The 20,787-nt window shown below is 61.7% G+C and carries 14 protein-coding genes; 6 read left to right on the forward strand and 8 right to left on the reverse strand.

The annotated features are described in order from the left end of the window. Nucleotides 1–157 precede the first annotated feature (157 nt). Nucleotides 158–2,107 (forward strand): 1-deoxy-D-xylulose-5-phosphate synthase, encoded by a 1,950-nt coding sequence (gene dxs / locus SYN63AY4M2_RS12900; RefSeq protein WP_011430533.1) that lies wholly within the window; start codon nt 158–160, stop codon nt 2,105–2,107. A gap of 2 nt (nt 2,108–2,109) precedes the next feature. Here the strand turns inward: dxs and SYN63AY4M2_RS12905 are convergent, their stop codons facing one another. From SYN63AY4M2_RS12905 to fbp, 3 genes are all read right to left on the reverse strand, one after another. After that, entirely contained in the window at nt 2,110–3,024 is a 915-nt protein-coding gene (locus SYN63AY4M2_RS12905) for a tetratricopeptide repeat protein (RefSeq protein WP_240527867.1), read from the reverse strand. Between the two features lie 176 nt (nt 3,025–3,200). Then, a complete protein-coding gene (gene zwf / locus SYN63AY4M2_RS12910; RefSeq protein ID WP_099813156.1) occupies nt 3,201–4,751 on the reverse strand; it encodes a glucose-6-phosphate dehydrogenase in 1,551 nt (516 codons plus the stop codon). A gap of 41 nt (nt 4,752–4,792) precedes the next feature. Next, nucleotides 4,793–5,791, reverse strand: coding sequence for a class 1 fructose-bisphosphatase (gene fbp, locus SYN63AY4M2_RS12915; RefSeq protein WP_011430530.1), 999 nt, complete (start codon nt 5,789–5,791; stop codon nt 4,793–4,795). Nucleotides 5,792–6,047: 256 nt separating this feature from the next. On the opposite strand from fbp, the gene ilvD reads away from it, so the two are divergent. After that, the gene (gene ilvD, locus SYN63AY4M2_RS12920; protein WP_099813398.1) at nt 6,048–7,745 is read left to right on the forward strand and encodes a dihydroxy-acid dehydratase; all 1,698 of its coding nucleotides are present in this window, start codon (nt 6,048–6,050) and stop codon (nt 7,743–7,745) included. Nucleotides 7,746–7,920: 175 nt separating this feature from the next. Here the strand turns inward: ilvD and SYN63AY4M2_RS12925 are convergent, their stop codons facing one another. Both SYN63AY4M2_RS12925 and SYN63AY4M2_RS12930 read right to left on the reverse strand, forming a co-directional pair. Further along, a complete protein-coding gene (locus SYN63AY4M2_RS12925; protein ID WP_099887447.1) occupies nt 7,921–9,966 on the reverse strand; it encodes a PhoX family phosphatase in 2,046 nt (681 codons plus the stop codon). Between the two features lie 243 nt (nt 9,967–10,209). Continuing rightward, nucleotides 10,210–11,580, reverse strand: coding sequence for a DUF2079 domain-containing protein (locus SYN63AY4M2_RS12930; RefSeq protein WP_228375222.1), 1,371 nt, complete (start codon nt 11,578–11,580; stop codon nt 10,210–10,212). A gap of 369 nt (nt 11,581–11,949) precedes the next feature. On the opposite strand from SYN63AY4M2_RS12930, the gene SYN63AY4M2_RS12935 reads away from it, so the two are divergent. The 4 genes from SYN63AY4M2_RS12935 to fmt all read left to right on the forward strand — a co-directional run bounded on the left by SYN63AY4M2_RS12935 (nt 11,950) and on the right by fmt (nt 17,140). Further along, nucleotides 11,950–13,674 carry a 4Fe-4S dicluster domain-containing protein gene (locus SYN63AY4M2_RS12935; RefSeq protein WP_099883897.1) on the forward strand — a complete coding sequence of 575 codons (1,725 nt, stop codon included), beginning with the start codon at nt 11,950–11,952 and terminating at the stop codon, nt 13,672–13,674. A 303-nt stretch (nt 13,675–13,977) separates the two neighbouring features. Beyond that, nucleotides 13,978–15,363 carry a magnesium transporter gene (mgtE, locus tag SYN63AY4M2_RS12940; RefSeq protein ID WP_041439075.1) on the forward strand — a complete coding sequence of 462 codons (1,386 nt, stop codon included), beginning with the start codon at nt 13,978–13,980 and terminating at the stop codon, nt 15,361–15,363. Nucleotides 15,364–15,439: 76 nt separating this feature from the next. Next, on the forward strand, nt 15,440–16,147 hold the full coding sequence (locus SYN63AY4M2_RS12945) for a hypothetical protein (protein ID WP_071813519.1): 708 nt from the start codon (nt 15,440–15,442) through the stop codon (nt 16,145–16,147). A gap of 24 nt (nt 16,148–16,171) precedes the next feature. Then, nucleotides 16,172–17,140 (forward strand): methionyl-tRNA formyltransferase, encoded by a 969-nt coding sequence (gene fmt, locus SYN63AY4M2_RS12950; RefSeq protein WP_011430523.1) that lies wholly within the window; start codon nt 16,172–16,174, stop codon nt 17,138–17,140. Nucleotides 17,141–17,224: 84 nt separating this feature from the next. Here the strand turns inward: fmt and radC are convergent, their stop codons facing one another. From radC to SYN63AY4M2_RS12965, 3 genes are read right to left on the reverse strand one after another with little or no spacing between them, the layout of a single operon-like run. Continuing rightward, nucleotides 17,225–17,956: a DNA repair protein RadC gene (radC, locus tag SYN63AY4M2_RS12955; protein WP_011430522.1), complete on the reverse strand. Its 732-nt coding sequence runs from the start codon at nt 17,954–17,956 to the stop codon at nt 17,225–17,227. A gap of 7 nt (nt 17,957–17,963) precedes the next feature. Beyond that, nucleotides 17,964–19,655: a phospholipid carrier-dependent glycosyltransferase gene (locus SYN63AY4M2_RS12960; RefSeq protein WP_011430521.1), complete on the reverse strand. Its 1,692-nt coding sequence runs from the start codon at nt 19,653–19,655 to the stop codon at nt 17,964–17,966. Then, nucleotides 19,648–20,709 (reverse strand): CIA30 family protein, encoded by a 1,062-nt coding sequence (locus SYN63AY4M2_RS12965; protein ID WP_011430520.1) that lies wholly within the window; start codon nt 20,707–20,709, stop codon nt 19,648–19,650. The genes SYN63AY4M2_RS12960 and SYN63AY4M2_RS12965 overlap by 8 nt, the downstream gene beginning before the upstream one ends. Nucleotides 20,710–20,787 lie beyond the last annotated feature (78 nt).

Genomic DNA, 20,787 nt, shown 5'->3' on the forward strand with positions numbered 1-20,787 from the left:
AGGGCATTCCATGTCTGCATCCCTAACGGCACGGCAAAGCCGAACGCAGAGGGTTCTTGCAGAAGCTCCCCGACGAAGCGAGAAGCCCGCACTCTATACGTCAGCATGAGTGCGGGAGTATGTCACAGTGAGATTACACCGGAAGGACAAGTCCCCTATGCACCTGAGTGAGATCACTCACCCCAACCAGCTCCGCAACCTCAGCCTCAGCCAGTTGCGCAGCCTAGCCCGCCAGATTCGCGAAAAGCACTTGCAAACGGCTGCCAACTCTCCAGTCGGCTGTCACCTGGGGCCGGGGCTGGGCGTGGTGGAGCTGACCTTGGCGCTCTACAAAACCCTCGACCTGGATCGCGACAAGGTGATTTGGGATGTGGGCCACCAAGCCTATGCCCACAAAATGCTTACTGGCCGCTACCACAACTTCCATACCATTCGCCAGAAAGGAGGGATTTCCGGCTACCTCAAGCGGAGTGAGAGCCGCTTCGACCACTTTGGGGCCGGGCACGCCTCCACCAGCATCTCGGCAGCCCTGGGCATGGCCATCGCTCGGGATCGGCGGGGAGAAAACTTCAAGGTGGTGGCCATCATCGGGGATGGCGCCCTGACTGGGGGCATGGCCTATGAAGCCATCAACCACGCCGGGCACCTGCCCAAGACCAACTTGATGGTGATTCTCAACGACAACGGCATGTCGATTTCCCCCAATGTGGGGGCCATCCCGCGCTATTTAAACCGCCTGCGCCTCAGCCCACCGGTGCAGTTTTTGGCCGACAGCCTGGAGGAGCAGCTAAAGAACCTACCTCTAGTTGGCTCCAGCCTCAGCCCGGAAATCGACCGTCTCAAGGAGACGGTGAAGCTGGTTACTGCCGTGCAGAACAACAAGGCCGGCATCATCTTTGAGGAGCTGGGCTTTACCTACGTAGGGCCGGTGGACGGGCACAACCTGGCGGAATTGTTGGATGCTTTTGAGCTGGCCCACGGCATCTCTGGGCCGGTGCTGGTGCACGTGGCTACGGTCAAGGGCAAGGGCTACCCACCGGCAGAGGCTGAGCAGGTAAGCTATCACGCCCAATCCCGCTTCGACCTAGCCACCGGCAAACCCTATCCTCCTACCAAACCCACTCCCCCTAGCTATAGCAAGGTCTTCGGCCACACTCTTTGTAAACTGGCGGAGCGGGATCCCCGCATCATTGGCATCACGGCGGCTATGGACACCGGCACCGGCCTAGACAAGCTCAAAGAAAAACTGCCGGATCAGTTCGTGGATGTGGGGATTGCCGAGCAGCACGCTGTTACTTTGGCTGCTGGCATGGCCTGCGAGGGGATGCGACCGGTGGTGGCCATCTATTCCACCTTCCTGCAGCGGGCCTACGACCAGATCATCCACGATGTCTGCATTCAAAAGCTGCCGGTCTTTTTCTGCTTGGATCGGGCAGGGGTGGTGGGAGCGGACGGCCCCACCCACCAGGGCATGTACGACATTGCCTATCTGCGCTGCATTCCCGAGATGGTGCTGATGGCCCCCAAAGACGAGGCGGAGCTGCAGCGCATGGTGGTGACCGGGATCCAGTACACAAAGGGCCCCATCGCCATGCGTTACCCGCGCGGAGCTGGCGTGGGGGTGCCTCTGGCCGAAGAGGGGTGGGAGCCCATTCCCATCGGCAAAGCAGAGGTGCTGCGCAGCGGCGGCGAGGTCCTGATCCTAGCCTATGGGTCGATGGTGCATCCCAGTTTGCAGGCAGCGGAGATCCTCAAGGAACACGGCATCTCCACGACGGTAGTCAATGCCCGCTTTGCCAAGCCTCTGGATACCGAGCTGATCCTGCCCCTGGCCCAACAGAGCCGCCTGGTGGTGACGGTGGAAGAAGGCTGCCTCATGGGCGGGTTTGGCTCGGCAGTGGGGGAAGCTCTCCTGGATGCCGATATCCGAGTGCCGCTGTTGCGCCTGGGGGTGCCGGATGTGTGGGTGGAGCACGCCACTCCTGAAGAATCGCTGGCGGAACTGGGCCTGAACAGCGTCGGCATTGCCGAGCGCATCCGGGCCAAGGTCGAGGCCCTTCAGGGACAGAGGGCCTCGCAGGCTCAAGCTATTCTGGGCAGCTCCTGAGCCTACTCTTTCCCAAGGCCCATCTGCTGGTTGAACTGCTCGATGGCGGCTTGCTGCAGAGCCTCTGCAACAGGACGGGTGCGCAGGAGGATTTGCACATCCCGCAGCAGGTTCTCCCGCCACAGGTTCTCCCGCAGCACCTCTAGCCGGGCATAGCTGGGATCCAGGCGCATGGCCTTGGCCCCCAGTTCTTCCGCCCGTTCGGTTTCGCCGCGAACGTAGAGGGCCGTAGCCAGGGCTAGGTAGGGCTCTGCCACCGCGTCGTTCATCTCGATGGTGCGTTCCCAGCGCTCGATGGCCGCCTCCAGATCCCCTTGTTCATAGTCCACCAGGCCGATGTTGTTCATGGCCGGCCAATAGGCGGGATCCAACTCCAAGGTTTTCTCATACTCCTGCCGGGCGCGATCCCATTGGTCGAGCATGAGGTAGGCATTGCCCAGTTGAAAGCGGGCGTTGGGGCTATCTGGCTGCAAGGCAACAGCCCGTTCCAGGGTTTCAGCGGCGGCAAAATAGCTGCCCTGCCGCAAGTAAGCAGATCCCAGCGAGTAGAGAATGTCGGCGTCGTCGGGAGCCAGGGCGCGGGCCTTTTGCAGCGCTTGGATGGCTTGGCCATAGTCTCCTAGCTCCAGGTGGACGTTGCCCAAAACGTAGAGCAGCTCGGAAGAGGTGGGCACCATGGCCACCGCCAGTTGCAGGCGGCGCAGCGCCTCTTCCGTCTGGCCAAACTGGGCCAGCCGCAGCGCGTCCGTGGCCAGTTGCAGCCCCTGCGCCCGCATCAACTCCCCATTGGGCAGGGGAACACGCAGCAACACCTGGGCTCGAGCGGGATCCCATTTCCCTCTCCCCAACACCATGGCGAGGCCCAGCGGCAAGGTTAGCAAAAACCGGACAGACAACCGGAATAACAGTGGCGGCATGACACCCACGCAAAAACAGGCCATGCCCATGTTAGCTGCAGCAAGCGGGGATCCTTCCTGCCAGGACTGGTTTCAACCATATTGCTATCCAACGCTGTCGCGAACGTGTCGGCGGCCTCCAACTCCCCCCTCCCTGAGGAAGAGGGGCTGGGGGTAAAGGCAGCGATTGAAACAAACTAGAGGCGTCGCCACCGCCGCCCCGACTGGGCCAGCAGGTCTTCGGCGGCCTTCGGCCCCCAGGTGCCGGCTTCGTAGGTGTACAGCGGCGGCGCAACGCTGCTGCCATTGCCGCCGGGCTGGGCTTCCCAGGCCGATAAAACCGGCGTCACCACCCGCCAGGCGGCTTCCACCTCGTCAGCGCGGGTGAACAGGGTGGGATCCCCCAGCAGGCAGTCCAACAGTAGGCGCTCGTAGGCATCTGGCGTGGTTGACCCAAAGGCTGTCCCGTAGCGAAAATCCATTTCCACCGAGCGGGTGCGGATCTCCGGCCCCGGCATCTTGGCCTCAAAGCGCAAGGAGATGCCCTCGTTGGGCTGGATGCGCAGCACCAGGATGTTGGGGCTCACCTCCCGCGCTGCCGAAGGAAAAAGAGATAGCGGCACCTGCTTAAAGTAGATGGCCACCTCGGAGACCTTCTTGGCTAGGCGCTTGCCGGTGCGCAGGTAAAAGGGCACCCCCTGCCACCGCCAGGTGTCGCATTCCAGTTTCAGGGCAACGTAGGTGGGGGTTTGCGAGTTGGGGTTAACATTGGGCTCTTGGCGATAGCCTGGCACCGGCTTGCCGCCAATCCAGCCGGGACCATACTGGGCCCGCACCGCTGCGGCTGCCACGTTGCGAGTGTCGGCCAGACGGGTGGCCTGCAGCACTTTGGTCTTTTCATTGCGCACGCCGTCGCTGCGCAAGGAGACGGGCGGCTCCATGGCAGTCAGGCAATAGATCTGCATCAGGTGGTTTTGCACCATGTCCCGCAGAGCGCCGGCAGCGTCGTAGTAGCCGGCCCGGTCCTCCACCCCCACCGTTTCCGCTACCGTAATCTGCACGTGGTCGATGTAGTTGCGGTTCCAGAGAGGCTCAAAGATGGCGTTGGCAAAGCGAAAGACCAGCAGGTTTTGCACCGTCTCTTTGCCCAGGTAGTGGTCGATGCGGTAGACCTGCTCTTCCTGACAGATGCGCTGCACAAGGCGGTTCAGCTCCTGGGCCGAGGTGAGGTCGTGGCCGAAGGGCTTTTCAATCACCACCCGCGTCCTGGTTGGATCCGCCAGCATCCCCGCTGCCCCCAACTGCTGGAGGGCCTGGGCATAGAAGTCCGGCGCCACCGCCAGGTAAAACACGCGGTTGCCGCGGGTGCCCCGCTCCTCATCCAGTTGGCCGAGGAGTTGCTTGAGACGCAGGTAGCCCTCGGCCTCTCCGATATCGAGGCGACAATAGAACAGGCGGCTGGCGAAGTCCTGCCAGAGGGCTTCTGGCCCCAGATCTTGGGGGGCAAATTCTTCCAGGGCCGCCCGCATCTTGTCCCGATAGACCTCGTGGCTCCAGTCGCGCCGGGCCACCCCCACCAGGGTAAACTCCGGCGGCAGCCGTCGCTGCACGAATAGCCGGTAGTAGGCCGGGATCAGCTTGCGGGCGGCCAGATCTCCGGAAGCACCAAACTGCACCAAAATACAAGGATCCGGAATGCGCTCTTGGTTGAGGCCAACGCGCAAGGGGTTTTCAGTCAGGGTTGCCATAGGGTCGGCTCAGCTTGGGTGGGCGGGGTTGGGAAGGGTGGCTAGGGGGTCAACGACCCTTCCAGGCAGCGCAACACTTCTTCCACATTCTTGCGGCTGCCGATAATCAAAGGCACTCGTTGGTGCAGGGATTGGGGCACGATGTCCAGGATGGCCTCGGTGCCGGTGGTGGCTACGCCTCCCGCCTGCTCAGCCAAAAACGCCAGCGGGTTGGCCTCGTACATCAGCCGCAGCTTGCCCTCTGGTTTTTGCCGGGTGCCAGGGTAGAGATACACTCCTCCCTGCAACAGGATGCGGTGAAAATCCGCCACCAGAGCGCCGCTGTAGCGGGCGGTGTAGCCATCGCGGCGGTGGACATAGCGGACATAGTTCTGGATCCCTTCGCTCCACTGACAGAAGTAGCCCTCGTTAAGGCTGTAGACGGAGCCGCGTTCGGGAATGCGAAGGTCGCTCTTGGAGAGGATGAACTCGCCCAAGCTGGGATCCAGGGTAAAACTGTGTACTCCCTTGCCGACGGAATAGACCAGTTGCGTGCTGGGGCCGTAGAGGATGTAGCCGGCGGCCAGTTGGCGACGGCCTGGCTGGAGGAGATCTTGGTTGTCTGCTTCCGGACGATCCTCAAGGGGGTGAAGAACGGAGAAGATAGAGCCGACGCTGAGGTTGGCGTCAATGTTGGAGGATCCATCCAAGGGATCGATCAGCAGGGCCAAGCGGCTGAGGGAGCAGTTTTCCGGCAGGCGGGCCGGCGTTTTCAGCTCTTCTGATACCAGCCGGCACACCAGGCCGGTCTGCTCCAAAGCGCGGATGAAGGCCCGGTTGGCGTAGTCGTCCATCCGCTGCTGCTCTTCCCCCTGCACATTGACGCTGCCGGTTACCCCCAGCGTCCCCTCGATCAGCCCTGCCTGGCTGAGGCGGCGGGCGATCATCTTGCCGGCCAGAGCAATGCGGTTCATCAGGGCGCTGAAGTCTTGGGCCTCAGGGGTAAAGCCGCTAAACTGCTGCAGCACATGCCGGGAGAGGGTAAGCACATCCCGCGCCATCTCGCGCTCGGCGCTGCTGGGCACTACGGGCGGAGAAGAACTGACCACCATAATCGCAGGCTTCCTCAGGATTCTTACTAGCTAGGCTGGCCAATCCCGACAGCGAGAGCCGAGAACTTACAGGGTTGCTTTAGATTTGGCCTGCCGGCAGGGTTCTCGTTCGGCTTGCCTGGCGAAAAACCGAGTAGGATAGGTTCTACTTGTTTTTTTTGAATTGGATCCCAGCGCGGGCTTATTGTCCCGCTCTTTACCTATGATGGCCAACCCTCCTTTTCCGCTGCGCAGCCAAGTGGTCACCCAGGGGGTGCAGCGCTCTCCCAACCGCGCCATGCTCAGGGCCGTGGGCTTCCGCGATGAGGATTTCGGCAAGCCCATTGTCGGCATCGCCAACGCCCACAGCACCATCACTCCCTGCAACATCGGCATCCAAACCCTGGCCGAGCGCGCCGAAGCTGCCCTCAGGGCCGCCGGCTGCATGCCTCAGGTCTTCGGCACCATCACCATCAGCGACGGCATTTCCATGGGTACGGAGGGGATGAAATACTCCTTGGTGTCGCGGGAGGTGATCGCCGATTCTATCGAGACGGTGGTCAACGGCCAGAGCATGGATGGTCTCTTGGCCATCGGCGGCTGCGACAAAAACATGCCGGGGGCGATGATCGCCATGGCCCGTCTCAACGTGCCCGCCATCTTCGTCTACGGCGGCACCATCAAGCCGGGGCATTACAACGGCCGCGACCTCACCATCGTCAGCGCCTTTGAAGCCGTAGGGGAGTACAGCGCTGGCCGCATCTCCGAGGACGAGCTGCTGGCAGTCGAGCGCCATGCTTGTCCCGGTGCTGGATCCTGCGGCGGCATGTACACGGCCAACACCATGTCCAGCGCCTTTGAGGCCATGGGCATGAGCCTGCCCTACTCTTCCACGATGGCGGCAGAGGACGAAGAGAAAGCCGAAAGCGCTGCCCAATCGGCCAAGGTCTTGGCTGAGGCCATCCAAGCCAATATCCGACCCCGGGACATCATCACCCGCCAGAGCATTGAGAACGCCATCTCGGTCATCATGGCGGTAGGGGGATCCACCAACGCCGTGCTCCACTTTTTGGCCATTGCCCACGCAGCAGAAGTGCCCCTGACGCTGGATGACTTCGAGACCATCCGCGCCCGCGTGCCCGTCCTCTGCGACCTCAAGCCTTCAGGCCGGTTTGTTGCCACCGATCTGCACCGGGCCGGCGGGATCCCCCAAGTAATGAAGATCTTGCTCAACCACGGCCTGCTGCACGGCGACTGCCTCACCATCTCCGGCCAGACGATTGCCGAGGTTTTGCGGGACGTGCCCGACGAGCCCAGCCCCGACCAAGAGGTCATCCGCCCCTGGCACAGCCCCCTTTACCCCCAAGGGCACATCGCTATCCTCAAAGGCAACCTCGCGCCCGAAGGGGCGGTGGCCAAGATCAGCGGCGTCAAGACTCCCAAGATCGCGGGGCCGGCGCGAGTCTTCAACTCAGAAGAATCCTGCCTGCAGGCCATCCTCGCCGGCCAAATTCGACCGGGGGACGTAGTGGTGATCCGCTACGAGGGCCCCAAGGGCGGCCCCGGCATGCGGGAGATGCTCTCCCCCACTTCGGCCATCATCGGCGCCGGCCTGGGGGACAGCGTGGGCCTGATTACCGATGGCCGCTTCTCCGGCGGCACCTACGGCATGGTGGTGGGCCATGTGGCCCCTGAGGCCTACGTAGGCGGCCCCATTGCCCTGGTGGAGGAAGGGGATCTCATTACCATCGATGCCCCCGCTCGCCTGTTGCACCTGCATGTTAGTGAGGAAGAGCTGGCCCGCCGCCGCGCCCGCTGGTCTCCTCCTGAGCCTCGCTACAAACGGGGCACCCTAGCCAAGTACGCCAAGCTGGTCTCCAGCAGCAGCCTGGGGGCAGTGACGGATTTAAACCTGTGGGATTAATTTCCCTCACCCCCGGCTCGTCTCCCAGAGGGAGAATTGGTACTTGAGAGATAGCTCCAGATTCCTGACCCTGCAGGGATCAGCCTTGCTGGGTTAAGTGCAAGAAAGCGGCAGAGATGAAGGATCCCTGCCGCCTGATTGCGTGATGCGGTTGATAATGAGGATTCAGCGCCGATTAAGTGCCGATGATCCCGCCGTCATTTTTGGTGATCACCACCACCGCCGAGCGGGGGTAGAGATTGGGGTCGTAGTCTGGCCAGCGGGAATCGACCTTGCCGGCAGCAAAGTCGTCCTCGCTGGTGGTGGCGCCTGGGTGCTGCACGTTGATGAACATGGTGCGCTGATCGGGAGTGGTGACCACACCGGTGATCTCCTGCCCAATCGGCCCGGTCAAGAAGCGGCGAATTTCCCCTGTATCCGGATCGGCAGCCAACATTTGGTTATTGCCAAAAGGAGCAAAATCCCCTTGGTTGAGATTGCTTTCGCTGGTGTCGGTCTGGATCCAGAGGCGACGGCTGGCGTCGAACCACAGCCCATCGGGAGAATTGAAGATGTTGTCTGCGTTGAGAGGCTGCCCTGACAGGGTACGGCTGTCGGCGGAGGGGCCGGCCAAGACAAAGATGTCCCACTCGAAGCGGGTGGACTGGGGACTGCCCATCTCTTTCCAGCGGATGATGTGGCCCCACTTGTTTTTGGGACGGGGGTTGGCAGCGTTCACCTGGTCTTGTTCCCGACGGCTGTTGTTGGTCAGGGTGAAGTAGACCATGCGGGTTTGCGGATCCACCGCTCCCCACTCAGGCCGGTCCATTTTAGTAGCACCGACAAAATCCGCCGCCGTGCGGGTATTCACCAACACATCTGCTTGGCTGGTGAAGCCGTTTTCCGGGGTTAGACCGTTTTTCCCAAACACCAGCGGCAGCCACTCCCCTGTGCCATCTTCGTTGAACTTGGCCACATACAAGGTGCCATTGTCCAACAGATGTCCACCCGCCGTTTCCTTGCGGTAGGGCTCGGCAGAGACGTACTTGTAGATGTACTCAAAGCGGGCATCATCCCCCATATAGGCCACAATCGGCTGGCCTTCCACCGGCGGCTGAAACACCACGCCTTCGTGGGCGAAGCGGCCCAGAGCGGTGCGCTTCTTGGGCGTGCTGCTGGGATCAAAGGGATCGATCTCCACCACCCAGCCGAAGGTGTTGGGCTCGTTGCGGTAGTCCTGGGTGGGATCGGCGCCCGTGGGGGTGGCGTTGAAGCGGATGAACTCGTCGGCTTTGTTGCTGGCCAGCTCCCAGCCGTAGCGGGAGGTCTCGGTGCTCACGCCGTAGCGCTTGTGCTCGCGGGGCAGGTTGGGCTTTTGATCCGGCCCTTTGCTGGTGTTGGTGAAGTAGCCGGCCCAGTTTTCTTCGCAGGTGAGGTAGGTGTTCCAGGGGGTAACGCCGTGGGCGCAGTTGTTCAAAGTACCCCGGGTCATTGTGCCTTCAGGGCTGAACTTGGTTTTCACGAAGTCGGATCCCCGCACCGGGCCGTGGATCTCCATGAGGGTGAGGCCGGTAATGCGGCGGTTGAGGCGATCCCGCACCACAGTCCAGTTGCCGTCCCCCTGCTGCTTGATGTGGACAATGCTCACCCCGTGGGCGTTCAGCTCTTTGAGTACTTGATCGGGATCGCGGCTGCCGTCGGGATTGACCGGATAGTCCTCGTCGTCAAACTTTTGCCCCTTGGCGGCAGCGTGCATGAAGCGCGGCTCCACATACTCGTGGTTGAACACCAACAAGCCCTCATCAGAGCGGCCCTGCCAGGGATCCTTCCCATCAATGGGGAAGAAGTGCATGCCGTCGTGGTGGCTGCCCACCTGCATCCCTTGCTCGGCGCCGGTGTTTTCCAGCTTGAACTGTGGGTAGGTGCCGGTGATGGGGGTACCCCAGGCCAGCAGCGGTCGAGCCGTGTAGCCTTCGGGCACCACCACTTTGTCTTCTGCACTCACGGGGATCGCCTTGAAGCCCAGCAAGGAGCTGCCGCTGGCCGCTTTGGCAGATTTGGAAGCGCCGTTTAGCGCCGGCAGGCCGAAAAAGGTGGCCACTGCCGCCGCAATGCCGCCCTGCAGCACTTGGCGCCGCTGCAGGCGGGTTTCCAGAATGCTGCTGAAGGTAGGGTTGGGCGAATGATTGCACAGAGGCTCGTCCCCATGACGGAGCCGGGGGCCATGCGGATTGCTATTCACTTTGGTTCTCCTCTTCTCTTGTCTTGTCGGTCTTCTAGAAGCTAGATGTTTTACAAAAAACATCTATTCCCCGCGTGACTGTTTTCACGCATAAGGATAGGCACTACAAAACTAGTGGCTCGAAGTTAAGGAGAGACCAAGCCCAGGTTAAGCCTTGCCGATTTGGAGAATTTCTTTAGATCGACGTAACAATTTTTTTTAACGATTTGTTGCGATGAGGCAGGGCATTGCTGCGGCTGCCTGTCAGGATCTTTCTCGTAGCCTGGAGAACAGATACACCCCATCGCGATGGTAGAGAAGTCGAAATGAGGTTTCGTTTTGTAAAGCGGCAATCAGGGTCTGGGAGAACTCTGGGCTGCTGCGCCACCCCGGATGGCGGCTGTTGAGCAAGACATAATCAAAGGGATCCCATTGGTCGGGAGGGGATCCCTTAAAGCGGCTCTCGTCGGTAAAGTAAATAACCCGCCGATGGGTGAGGTGGGGGCTGATCTCATGGGTGGTGAGAACGCCCCCTGAGGTGGCGATCTGGGCAAGGGCCTCACGAGTGGCCTGCCAAGTGTCGAGAGACTGGAGATAGAGGGAGCCGAAAAAGGTATACTTGGCCAAAGCCAAAAAAGCCAGCAAAGACCAGATCAGGGCTGTTTTGTTTACTTTCGCAGAAGAGGCGGGAGGGTTGGTCGTCTTCCCGTTTTCGATAACAGCTAGAAATAGAAAAGGAACAACAGGCAGCGCGTACTGGTGCACCAGGTCCCGATAAGCAGGATTGCTAGAAAGGATATTCAGCCCCAAAGTTGGCAGGGCAGGGATCCAGGGATCCCAGTGGCGCCAAGAGAGGCCCCAAGCCACAGGGATGACTAACAAAAATCCATAGAATAGGGTGTCGAGAGAGAAGACCTTGCCCAGGACTAATGTTGGCTTGAGAACCAAGTTTTGGATAATTTCAGGAACACAACTGCCCAAATAGCTATAGTGAGAAACGGCTGCCGGCTCGCTGCCACTGAAGTGAGGAATAATCCAAAAAGTAGCCACGCCAAACCAAGCCGACCCTGCCGCTATGGCAAGCCAGCCGGCCACTTGGCAGCGCCGTTGCCAGCGCTTGTCAATCCGCCGGCTTTCCCAGATCAAAAGCCAAACTCCCAGGGCAGCGACATTGAGAGACAATGCCGCCTTACAGCCGAGGATGCCGCCTAGGCACAGCAAAAACCCCCACAGCTTGCCAGAGCGAACACAGAGTATAGCGGCCAAAAAAAGGGGAACGGCCAACACTTCTGGATGAAAATCAAAAAGGTTGGCGTTGAAGATGGCTGGGTAGAGAAGATAGGCGGCGGCAATTGTTCTCGCCCTGCCAGAATCAATCTCGGCCTGGAGCGCCAGATGGTAAACGGCCAGCGCTCCCAGCGTTAGTGCCAGAGCTTGGATGCCAAACAGCCAATATACAGAGGGAACAATGCGATACAAGAGACTGAGAGGATACAAGATAAAAGCTGCGTGATCCCCAAGAATGTGGATCCCGCGAATAGTAGAAAAAGGAACCTCGCCACGGCTGATTAAATAAACAGCTTGGTCGAAAATACCGAGATCATACCCTCCCGACTGAAACAAGTGGTGCCGCACAACGCTGCAGCCTAAAAGAACAAAGAAGGCTCCAACCAGCGTTGCCAAGAAAGACTTGGACAGAGGATGTTCCTTCATTGCCGCCTACAACTTGTTTAGCGTAGAATCCAAGCTCTGCCAGCTAGCAGTAAGACCGCAAGCCAGCTCAAAGACAGCCCCTTTTTCTCTGGCAAGAGAGGCTCGAATCCGGCTAGCTGGAAAAATTGCAGGAAGGAGGGATCCCTACCCAAGCAAGGCAAGAGGCTGGGGGTGGGCCCCCGCGGGGAGAACGCCCAAAGCCTTGAGAAGGTCTAAAGTTTTGGGATCTTTCCACTTTTCCTTTCTAGGATACGGGCAGACTCTCCAGAGCCACTGGGTGGGGAATTTTGCATGAGTGACGCCATCCGCTACGACCTGCTTTTGGTGGGGGGGAGCTCCTCCAACCTGATCCTGGCCCATCGCCTTTTGGATCTGGCCAAGCTCTCGGGGCTCAAGCTCTCCATCGCCCTTTTGGAAAAAGCCCGGCAATTCGGCGGGCACATCATCAGTGGTGCCATCTGCAATCCCCAGGTAATCGCCAGGCTTTTCCCGGATTTTGAGAGCCAAGGATTTCCCCACGAGGGGCGGGTGGAGGTGAGCCACCTGAGCGTACTGGGATCCCAGGAGCGCTGGGACTTGCCAGAGGCGGCGATCCCAAAGGGGCTGCGCAAACAGGGGCAGTTCATCCTTACCCTCAGCCATGTCATCCGCTGGCTGGCCGAAACCCTGCAGGAAAAAGCCAAAGGGATCCCCAACGTCACCCTGGATGTGTTCCCCGGCTTTGCCGCCCACGAGATCCTCTATGACGGCGAGCGGGTCATTGGGGTGCGGGTAAGCGACTCCGGCCAGGTTTATGAAGATTGCGTCTTTGCCGAGCTCACCTGCTTCGGGGACAAGGGATTTATCTCCAAAGATCTGGTCGAGAAGTTTCACCTGCGCCCCCGCCCGCAACTGTGGTCGGTGGGGGTCAAAGAGCTGTGGCAGATCCCTTGCTCACTGCAGGGGCAGGTGTGGCATACCCTGGGCTACCCGGTTTTGGATGGCAGCTTCAGCGGCGGCTTTGTCTACGGCCTCAAAGATAACCGCCTGGCCCTGGGCTTGATCATCGGCCTCGACAGCAAAAACCCCAACCTCAACCCGCAGCAGCGCCTGCAGGAGTTCAAGGCCCACCCCTGGATCCAGTCCCTCATTGCCGGCGGCAAGTTGCTCAAATATGGGGCTGCCGTCATTCCTGAGGGGGGCTACTACAGCTTGCCCAGCCGCTTTGGCGTCGAAGGGGCTTTGCTTTTGGGCGATGCCCTGGGGGTGCTGGATGTGGGCAGCCTGGCCGGGATCAACAACGCCATGGAGACCGGCTACCTAGCAGCGGGCCTCATTCACGACGGCTTTTTGAAAGGGGATCTGCGCATCCAAGCGGCCTACCAAAAAGCAGTGCTGGAGAGCTCCGTCGGCCAAGATCTCTACCGCAGCCGCTATTTTCGGGAAGCCTTTCTGGAAAACTCCCGCCTGCTGGAAGCATACCTGCCCCAGATCTGCCGCAGCGTCGATGCCGGCCATCCCTGGCTGGGATCTCTGCGCTGGGGCCTGCAGGATCCCGTGCGTCGTGGCGGAGAACTCCTGCGCGCCTACACCTTGCTCAGCGGACGGGTCAGCGCCGGCGAGCCGCCCCCCCAAGGCTATGTCGCCCCCCATGCCGCCATCCAAGCGGACTTTGTGGCTCCCCCAGGTCTGGATCCCGAAACATTGACCACGCGAGCGGGCTATTTCTCGCGATCCGATGCCGTCTTTTTTGCGGATCCCCGCTACCCCGAAGGCAACCGGCACATCCTCGAGTTCAGCGCCGAGATCTGCCGCCAGTGCATTGCCACCTACGACAAGCTCAACCGCCCCACCCCCTGCGTGGCCGATTGCACCGCGGAAGTCCACCACATCCGCGAGCAAAACGGCATCCGCTCCCACGCCATGTCGCTGGAAAACTGCATCCAGTGCCGCACCTGCGAGATCGTCTGCCCCCACTTAAACCTGCGGGTTAACCCCAGCTACGAGGGATCCGGCCCCGACTTTTATGGGCTCTAGCCGAGCTGTGGCCAGCGAAATAGGGGCTCAGCCTTGCTGGCATTATTGACGTTCTCTCCAGGGCCCCCCGTAGACGGGGGGTTGGGGAGGACGCCATAACCCCAACTACTGGGCCAAGCCGAGATACTTGCGTCGGATATTGCTCGAACCAATACCGTGGATCGAAATCCGCAGGCGCTCGTGACATCATCATAAAGTCGAGATAAGGCGGCTTATCCCCAGGGCTAAAGTCCGGGGCTTGCGCCGCCCGACCTTTGGTTACAGCTAGAGTTGCAGGGAGCAAGGCCGTTGAATTCCGCCCCGCTGATCCCACCCGCCCCCAGTCCTGAGTTGAGCCGCGAGCAATCTTGTGAGCTCTTGCGCGGCCAGCTCAGCTTGGCCTTAAAGGAAAACAACTTGGAACAGGCCAAATCTCTCCTGCTGCCGGTGCAGCCGGTGGACATTGCCGAGGTCATTGGGGAGTTGCCGGAGGCGCAGCAGGCTCTGGCCTTTCGCTTGCTGCCCAAGGATCTGGCTATCCGCGTTTACGAACACCTGGACATAGAGCTGCAACAGACGCTGCTGCGCGAGTTCAGAAGCCAAGAGATCCAGGACATCCTGGACAAGATGTCGCCGGACGACCGGGCCCGCCTCTTCGACGAACTGCCGGCCAAGGTGGTTGCCGAACTGCTGCCGCAGCTCAGCCCCGAAGAGCGGGAAGCCACAGCCTTGCTGCTGGGCTATGCCCCCAACACCGCGGGGCGGATCATGACTCCGGAATACATTTCCCTGCGAGAGAACCTGACCGCAGCCGAGGCGCTGGAGCGGGTGCGCCTCTTGGCCCGCGAAACCGAGACCATCTACTACCTCTACGTCACCGACCAAGAGCGACACCTGACGGGAACCCTGTCCTTGCGGGAGTTGGTGATGGCCGACCCGGCCCAGCGGCTGGAGGAGGTGATGAACCGGGAGGTGGTGTTTGTCAGCACCCACACCGACCAAGAAGAAGTGGCGCGGGTCATCCAGCGGTACGACCTGTTGGCGGTGCCGGTGGTGGATGCCGAGCGGCGACTGGTGGGGATCGTTACGGTAGATGATGTACTGGACATCCTGGAGCAAGAGGCCACCGAAGACATCTACTCCTTGGGGGGGTTGCAGTCTGGAGAAGAGGACTATTTCGACCTCAGCTTTTGGCAGGCGGCCCGCAAGCGGGTGGTGTGGCTGCTGATTTTGCTGTTTACCAACACCTTTACCAGCACGATTATTGCCGGTCAGGAAGAAGTCTTAAGCCAGGTGATTGCCCTGGCGGCTTTTATCCCCCTGTTGGTGGATAGCGGCGGCAACGTCGGCTCCCAGTCTTCGACGGTGGTGATTCGCGGCCTGAGCACGGCGACGGTGCGCCTCAAGGACGGGTTTGGGGTGCTGGCCCGGGAAGCGGCGGTGGGAGCCATGCTGGGGATCATGCTCAGCTTGATCACCATCGGCTGGGCCTATGCCCTGCAGCGGGATCTCTTGGTGGCGATCAGCGTCGGGCTGAGCCTATTTGGGATTTCTGTTCTCTCTTCGGTGTCGGGGGCGGGGCTGCCCTTTTTGTTCCGCTCCTTCGGCTTCGATCCCGCTTTGATGGCTACCTCCTTCATCACCACGATTGTGGATGTGCTAGGGGTGTTGATCTACTTCTCCGTTGCCCGCTTAATCCTGGGAATCTAGCCCCGGCTGGCAACCCCTCCAAGCCCTTGCCGAACTTGGGCTAGGTTGGATCTGGTCTTGTTGCGGATCCCTGCCGATGTCTGACCATTCTGTGGAGGTCCAGGCGGCTCTCCCGGAGATCGTGGCTCGCTTGCAAGCAGCCCTGGGATCCCAGGGGCTGGGACATCTGCAGGTGCAGGCGCGTCTTTCCGGACACCGCCTGTTGCTGCGCCTGGAAGGGGATCCCCTCCCGGATGCGGATCGGCTGCTGCAGGGCCTCTTGCCAACCCTAGAGGAAATAGCGTTGAGCTACCGGCAGCGCCAGGTGGAGCTGTTTGGCTTTCCCCCCAACGAAGGGATCCCGGAGTGGCACCGCGAGTGGCGCTACCAGCCGCCGCCCAACCCCAACAGCCCCTTGTATCGCGCCCAACGCGGGGATGGAGAAGCCATCCAGTATGTGCTCGACTACCTGCTGCGCCCGCAGGGGATCCAGGCCCGCGTCCATCTGCACCCCAAGCTGGGCCTCTTACAGGTGAACTTGCAGGCAGCGGAAGTTCCGGATCCGGCTTGGGCCAAGGACTTTGTGCGGCGGGCCTTGACCCGTCTGGAATGGACCTTTGTGCAGCGGCTGCGGCTTTCCGGGCAAAAGCTGGGCTCCTTCTTGCCGGCCTGGAGCCAAGAGTTCGATCTCAAACAGCCCGCCTTTTGGCAGGCTTCCCCGACCAGGCTTTCTCCCTTTCCTTCTCCAGCAGCCGACGCCGCCGAGGGCGAGCCCTCTCCACCTTCCCCGGCCGCTCTAGACTAAAGGGCAGGGCTCAGGGGGTCGGCCATGCGGGTTGTTTTCTTTGGCACGCCGGAGTTTGCTCTGCCCTCACTGCAGATCTTGTTGCAGCCGCAGTCTCCCTTTGAAGTGGTGGGATTGGTCTGCCAGCCGGATCGGCCGCAGGGGCGAGGACAGAAGGTGCTCCCCCCGCCCACCAAGATCCTCGCCCAAGCCCACGGGATCCCGGTGTGGCAGCCTGGCCGGCTGCGGCGGGATCCAGAGGTGCTGGCGGCGCTAGAGGCGCTGGCTGCCGATGTGTTTGTGGTGGTGGCCTACGGCCAGATCTTGCCGCCGGCGGTGCTGCAGATGCCCAAGCTGGGCTGCATCAATGTCCACGCTTCCCTCCTGCCGGCCTATCGCGGCGCCGCCCCCATCCAGTGGGCCATTGCCAACGGCGAGACCGAGACCGGCGTCACCACCATGCTCATGGACGAAGGCATGGATACGGGGGCCATCTTGCTGCAGGCCAAGCTGCCCATCGAGCCGGAGCAGACCGGCTTGGAGCTGGCCTCCCAACTGGCCCAACGGGGGGCAGAGCTGCTGGTGGAAACCCTGGTGAAACTGGAAAAAGGAGAGCTGACCCCCATTCCCCAGGATGACTCGCGGGCAACCTATGCCCCCCTGCTTAAAAAACAGGACTTCCAGCTCGACTGGCAGCGCCCGGCCCAGGCCTTGCACAACCAAATCCGCGCCTTTTCCCCGGACTGTTTTACCGGCTTGCAGGGGCAGCGGATTAAGATTGTCCGCTCCGCCGCTCCCCAGTTGCACCCGCCACCTGCCGAGCTTCCCCCGGGCAGCCCCGGAGAAGTGGTGGGACTGGCCAGGGGAGAAGGGGTGTATGTGGCCACAGGGGAGGGATCCCTCCTCATCCGGCGGGCCCAACTGCCCGGCAGGAAGGAACAGTCGGCCTGTGATCTGGTCAACGGCGGCCAACTCAGGGTGGGCATGCGCTTTGAGGTGCTGCCGGATCCCTAGCCCCGGCCCCCCTCTTGTCCCCCCGCCTGCGGGGGGATGTAGGGGGGCGGGGGTGGTCGCGTTAGCGGCGCGGAGCGCTTGGAACTACTCGGGCTGGGGAAATTCCTCCCACAGGCGGGTGTGTTGGCGCAGGCTGAGGAACTGCCCGCCGCCGAGGATGAGGTGATCCAAAACCGGGATCTGCAGCAGTTGCCCCGCCTGCAAGAGTTGCCGGGTGAGAGCAAGATCTTCCGGGCTGGGATCCAAGCTGCCGGAGGGGTGGTTGTGGGCCACCAGGATGCGGCTGGCCCCTTGCCTAATGGCGCTGCGGAAGGTTTCCCGCGGGTGGGTGAGGGTTTCCGTGGCGGTTCCCCGGGTTACGATCTGCTGGCCGATGAGGCGGTGTTTGATGTCCAGGTGCAGGACGGCAAAATGCTCCTGGGGCTCCCACATCAGGTCGCCGCTTAGGGCCATGGCCGCCTGTTCCGGCGATTCAATCACCGTCCGCTCGGGGGGTCGGGCCAAAAAGATCCGCCGCCCCAGCTCGATGGCGGCCAACACTGTTGCTGCTTTGGCTGGGCCAATGCCCTCAATTTGCAGCAGCTCTCCGGCTTCCACCTGGCGCAGTTGGGCCAGGGGATCCCCTTGGGCTTCCAATGTTTTCAAGAGCAACTGGGCCAGGCCCACAGCCGAGAGCTTGCCCGGCCCCTGGCCGGTATTGAGCAAAATGGCCAGCAGCTCGGCGTGGGAGAGGCTTTTGGCCCCTTGGCTGAGCAGCCGCTCGCGCGGGCGATCCTGAAGGGGAAGGTCGCTGATCCGCAACACGTACTGGCCCATATCTTCCCTAGGTTTTCTTCAACAGCCAAAAGGGGCTGCGGCGCTCCACGGCCTGCCAAGCTGCCGCTGGGATCCCTGGCTCCGTTAGCTCAGCTACAAAGGGATCCCAGGTCACCAGATAGTCGGGCACCTGGCCTTGGGCTTGCCAGGCAGCCAGCTCCTCCAGCTTGGCGGCATAGGGCACCCGCAGCGGACCATAAAAATAGGGTACAAACGAGCGGAGCCCGTAGAGGCCAACCCTTCCCGAAAGAGCCGGTTCTGGGCCGGCAAACTGGCGGAAAAAGTAGACGGATCCCCCCTGGGTATGCTGCAACACCCTTGGGAAGATGCAGCTCCAGGCCAACTGGGCGCTGAGTCCAGTGGCCAAGAGCAAGATGGCCCATCCCCGAACGCTCTGCCGCGCCCTGATCCAGGCCAGTCCCCCCAGCACCAGGAGCAAAGCAGGGCCATAGGTGAAGAAGGGCCATTCCACCTCGGCCTGTAGGTATCCCAGGGCCAAACGGCCGGTTAGGCTGTCGGGGATCCCCAAGGCGGCCCCCACTTGGGCCCGCAAAGCCGGATCCTGGGATCCCAGCCACGGCAATAGCAGCCACAGGGCCAGCCAACCCAGGCCGCTGAGCAGGATCCAGGCAGTTTCCCCAAAGCTGGGCCCCCTTTTCTCGGCAACCAGGCCTTGCAGGCGCAGGGCGGCAAAGTAGGCGCCGATGGGGTAAAGCAGCGAGGTGTAGTGGATCAACTTGGTTTGCACCAGGAGCGAAAACAGGGCCAGCACCACCCCAAAGGCCACCAAGAGCAGGCGTTCTGCCCGCTGAGTTAAATCCGCAGCCGCCGAGTCAATACTCCTGGGGATCCTCTCCAGGATCCCGGCCAGGGCCAAAGCCCCCCAGGGAAAGCACCCCCAGGCAAAGGCCAAAAGATGCAGGTAGACCGGGCCCGGATGGCCGCTGGGGGTACTCACCAGACCCCACTGGTAGTGCCAAAACGCCGCCAGCCACTGCAGCCCCCGCGCTGTCACTTCCAGCACCAGCCAGGCCAGGGGAACAGCCGCCGCCAGGCCCAAAAAGATCACCATCTCCCCCCACCCCATTGGCGGATCCCGCTGCCAGAGCTTGTAGAGGATCCAGATGGCTAGCGGCAACACCAGCCCCACCGGCCCCTTGGCCAACACCGCCAGGCCCAAAGCCAGCGCGCCCAGAGCTCTCCACCCCTGACCGGAGCGCCCGGCCCGACGCGCCTCCTCAGCAGCCCAAAGGGATCCCAGCCCCACGCCCATACCCAAATTCAGCAGCGGGTCGATGAGGCCGGTTTTGTAGAAAAACAGGGGCAGGTAGCCCGTCAGGAGCAGGATCCCCCAGAGGCAGCCAAACCCCGCCCCGCGCAGCCGCCCTCCCCACGCCACCAAAAGGGCTACGGTGATCCCGCCAACCCAGGCATTGGGCAGCCGCGCCGCCCCTTCGTTGACCCCCAGGGCCGCCATCGCCAGGGCCTGCAGCCAAAAAAAGAGGGGGGGCTTTTCGAAAAAAGGCTCGCCGTTAATTTGCAAAGCCAGGGGATCGCCGCTGGCCAGCATCTGCCGCGCCAAGCTGGCGTAAATGAGCTCGTCCCAGTCAAACAGGTAAGGGATCCCCTGGCCCGCCCACAGCCATAGGCCGGCCAAAAGCCCCAGGGATCCCTTGAGGCGGCCCAGAAGCTTAGCCATGGACAGCTTCTAGAGGCACCACCCGGCCCACACTCTCGGGCGAGTGCAATAGCCGCAGCAACTGGGCTGCCAGAGCGGATCCCTCGATCTCTGCAGGAATCTCCACCCCACACCAGCGGCTGGAGCTCTCCCGCAAGGCCGCCACCCAATCGGGAGTTAGGGATCCCCGCGCCACCCCCATCAGTTGCGGCAGCGGATCGCGGCGGTAGAGCCCGATCCAGCGCAGGCCCAGTTGGAAGGGCCCAGGCCGAAAGCGGGGGTTGGGGCTGCCGTCCGCCTCAAACTTGCTCAGCATCAGTTGCAGGGAATAGATCTGGCGGGTATTCAAAGGGGGAGCAGCAACCCGGCGGGCGCGAAAGGTAGGCACCATCTCGGCAAAAGGCACCTGGACGGTCTGCTCTTCCCCTGGGGTGGTGTCGAAGGCATAGCCGTAGGCCGGGCTGTCCCAACCCCCTTGATCCCGCAGCAGAACCTTGTAGCGCTGCCCATCCCCCCGCAGCCGCAGCTCCAGGCCGGCAAACCCCGACACATCCAAGGGAGGCTGCCAGTTGCGGGTGCGCGTGGAAACAAAGCCGCCGAAGTTGGCCGTGGAAACCTGCCCCGTAAACAGCAGCTCGCCCTCGCCCCAGAGCAGTTGGCTTTGGCTCACCCCGCCCATCACCACATCGTCTAGGATGCCCCAGAACTGGTTCACCTGGGGGTCAGGCCGGCGAAAGTCAAAGAGCATCTGTTCCGTCTGGCCGCTGCGGCGCAGCCGCTCCAGGTGGGCCTTAGCTTCCTCCCGGTTCTCCAGACCCAGGATGACCCTGGCTGTCACCTCATCCCCTCTCTCCTGGACTTCCGCCCCCTGCTGTTGCAGCGCCTCCGCCAGCCCCACTGGTAGGCCATCGCCCAAGAAGATCACGGGAAGAGGAGCTGAAGTCGCCAGGGAAGGAGGCATGAAGTCAACCGCTGCTGCTTGGAACCCATTCTGAACCCAGCGCCATAGGTCGGCAAAGGGCAGCGCTTCGTAGTAGGTCAGCGTGTTCCAAAACCGCCCCAGGTCCCAAGGCATTGCCTACCCACTTAGAGAACGCACGCAGGAGAGATGCTTACAGGATAGCCCCAGCCAGGGGATCCCTGGCAATTGAAC

Source organism: Synechococcus sp. 63AY4M2 (assembly GCF_002760475.1).
Classification (GTDB): domain Bacteria; phylum Cyanobacteriota; class Cyanobacteriia; order Thermostichales; family Thermostichaceae; genus Thermostichus.